At 71.3% G+C, this 1,528-nt stretch carries 2 protein-coding genes and 1 pseudogene; all 3 read left to right on the top strand.

Annotated features, from left to right (window positions below; translation table 11 throughout):
• Window positions 1-148 (top strand): annotated as a pseudogene (locus ABZ281_RS48985) (pyruvate formate-lyase 1-activating enzyme); the annotation flags it as partial.
• A 173-nt stretch (window positions 149-321) separates the two neighbouring features.
• Window positions 322-663, top strand: coding sequence for an ArsR family transcriptional regulator (locus ABZ281_RS48990; RefSeq protein ID WP_356665285.1), 342 nt, complete (start codon window positions 322-324; stop codon window positions 661-663).
• On the top strand, window positions 660-1,528 hold an 869-nt coding region (locus ABZ281_RS48995), incomplete at its 3' end, for a SulP family inorganic anion transporter (protein ID WP_356665287.1). The genes ABZ281_RS48990 and ABZ281_RS48995, both read left to right, overlap by 4 nt.

Genomic DNA, 1,528 nt, shown 5'->3' on the forward strand with positions numbered 1-1,528 from the left:
CGGCGTCCTGCCGTTCCACAAACTCGGCGCCCACAAGTACGACGCCCTCGGGCTGCCCTTCCCTCTGCGCGAGACGGCCACGCCCGCCCCGGAGCTGACCGAGCGCGTCCGTGAGCAGTTCCGGGAGCACGGGCTCCGGGCCCTGTGACCCTGGCATGGTGCGGCCCCAGGATCGGTCAGCGCCTGCCTGATGTAGCAGATTACCAATTGCATAATTTCGCAATTAGTTAGATGCTGTGGTGGCTGTGCCCGCAGGTAGCCGCAGGCAGAGTGTTCTGTGCGTGCCCCCGAGTGGGGCGTTGTAGGAGAAGCCGAGGGGACGTGTCTGTTCCGCTGTACCAGGCCGAGGCCGAGTTCCCCCGGGTGCTCGGGCAACCCGTGCGGACAAGGGTGCTGGATTCGCTGCTGGACGGGCCGAAACCGGTGCGTGAACTGCTGGCCGCCATGAAGGTGGAGCCCTCCAGCCGGTCGCAGCACCTGGCGATATCGCGCCGCTTTGGCCTCGCCACTTGGGCGCGTGACGGCTCGAGCGTCCTCTACGAACTGGCCGGCGCCGATGTCGCGGACCTGGCGCGAGCCGCACGCCGGATCCTTACCGAGATGCCGGCCAGTCGCAGCGAGCTGCCGGCCGAGCTGCGGGAAGCCGAGGTCGCCGCGCGATGAGTCCGGGAACCACGGGGCTCGGACGGGCCTGGGCCCGGATCGCCGCGCTGCTGCCCACCCGTACCGACCTGGATCAGATGCGGAGCGATCCGCGCCGGAACATGCTCGCCGGTCTGACCGTCGCGATCGTCGCCCTACCACTCGCGCTGGGCTTCGGCGTCTCCTCCGGGCTGGGAGCCGAGGCCGGGCTGGCGACAGCGGTGGTCGCGGGCGCACTCGCCGCGATCTTCGGCGGGTCGAATCTTCAGGTGTCCGGGCCCACGGGGGCCATGACGGTGGTGCTCGTACCGATCGTCGGCGAGTACGGGCCGACCGGGGTGCTCACCGTCGGGCTCATGGCCGGCGTCATGCTCGTCACACTGGCCGCGCTGCGAGCCGGCCGGTACATGCAGTACGTGCCCGCGCCAGTCGTGGAAGGCTTCACACTCGGCATCGCCTGCGTGATCGGGCTCCAGCAGATCCCGAACGCGCTCGGCGTGGCCAAGCCCGAGGGCGACCGCGTGCTGGTGGTGGCCTGGCGGGCGTTCGAGGAATTCACCCGGCACCCGAACTGGACCGCCGTCGGCCTCGCGGTCGCGGTGGCCGCGGTCATGCTGGCCGGGGCCCGCTGGCGGCCGACCATTCCCTTCTCCATCCTGGCCGTGATCGCCGCGACGGTCGTCGCGCAGCTCGCCCACCTGGACGCGGCCCAGCCGATCGGCGATCTGCCCTTCGGCCTGCCCGCACCCTCGCTCGGCTTCCTGGACCCCGCATCGCTGGGCACGCTCCTCGCCCCGGCTGTGGCGGTCGCCGTGCTGGCCGCGCTGGAGTCGCTGCTGTCCGCCTCGGGGGCCGCCCGCAAGAAGGGGGGGCAGCAGCACCACCC

It is taken from the genome of Streptomyces sp. NPDC006265, from assembly GCF_040613555.1.
Classification (GTDB): Bacteria; Actinomycetota; Actinomycetes; order Streptomycetales; family Streptomycetaceae; genus Streptomyces.